The organism is Algoriphagus faecimaris, from assembly GCF_900101705.1.
GTDB lineage: Bacteria > Bacteroidota > Bacteroidia > Cytophagales > Cyclobacteriaceae > Algoriphagus > Algoriphagus faecimaris.
In genome coordinates, this window is sequence record NZ_FNAC01000102.1 from 1 (window position 1) to 1,405 (window position 1,405).

Genomic DNA, 1,405 nt, shown 5'->3' on the forward strand with positions numbered 1-1,405 from the left:
AAGGTCAAGTAATAATCCCCATGTCGTTCTAAAGATAAAACGAGATGGCTAACGTACTTGATCCGATGGATATAAAACAGATTTTCAGTTTACACAGAGATGGTCTGAGCAACAGAAAGATTGCCTTGACCCTGGGTATATCCCGCAATACAATCAACCAGTATATTTCATGGCTTTTGTCATCGGACTACCAGGCAGGTGAACTGCTGTCCATGAATGAGCAGGAGCTCAGAGAGCTTTTCCCGTCAAGGACAACCATAAAAAACAACCGGTACGATTCCCTGATGCGGTATTTTGAGAACAATAAAAGCTCCAGAAACCATCCCGGTTTTACCTTCCTGCACCACTATGAAGAGTATAGGAAGCTGTGCGATGATCCCTACAGCTATACCCAGTTTATGGAGCACTTTCACAGAAAGTACTCGGAAGTAAAAGGCTCCATGAAGCTGGAGCATCTTCCCGGAAGGGAAGTGTTCATGGATTTTGCAGGCACACGACTGGATATCATAGACAAACAGACCGGTGAGGTGAAGAAAGTTGAGGTTTTTGTGTCCGTGCTTCCATTCAGTCTTTTCACGTATGTTGAAGCCTGTTGGAGCCAAAAGCGTGAGGATCTGATCCCCTGTATGAACAACATGATGTGGTTCATGGGAGGAGTTCCCACGGCCGTGGTTACCGACAATTTAAAATCCGCAGTGAGCAGGGCCAGCAAGTATGAACCCGAGATCAACCGCAGTCTCAAAGAGTTTGCCAGGCACTATGACTGTGTGATCAACCCGACCAGGACTTATAGCCCACAGGACAAGGCGCTGGTGGAAAATGCTGTCCAGCTCACCTACCAGCGGATCTATTATCCACTCAGGGAGATGACCTTTTTTTCATTGGAAGAGCTGAACAAAGAGATCCGCAGGCTTTTGGAAAAGTTCAACAACATGCTTTTCCAGCGGAAAGAAGCCAGCAGGAGAGAGCTTTTTCAGTCGTTTGAACGGGAAGCCCTTAAGCCGTTGCCCAATGGCATATACCAGCTCAAAGAATATCGGAGGGCAAAAGTCCAAAAGATCGGATACGTCTACTTTTCCCCTGAAAAAAGCTACTACAGTGTACCCTATCGCTACATCGGCAAAACTACGCAGATCCATTATACCAAGGACACAATTGAGGTTTATTACTTCGCTGAAAGGATCGCATTCCATAAAAGGAATACTGTCAGAGGCACTTACAACACCGTCGATTCCCATCTGTGCAGTACACATCAAAAATACAAGGACTGGAGTCCCGATTACTTCAGGAAGCTGGCCAGCCCCATAGGAGCCCATACACTGGCATGCATCGAAGGGCTTTTTGTAGATTCCGATTACCCGGAAACAGCATACAAAAGGGCTATGGGGATCATCCGGCTCGCCAG

The 1,405-nt window shown here is 46.7% G+C and carries 1 protein-coding gene; it reads left to right on the forward strand.

Annotated features, from left to right (window positions below; translation table 11 throughout):
• Positions 1-44: 44 nt before the first annotated feature.
• A partial coding sequence (gene istA, locus BLQ57_RS20760) for an IS21 family transposase (RefSeq protein ID WP_092824233.1) occupies positions 45-1,405 on the forward strand: 1,361 nt, incomplete at its 3' end.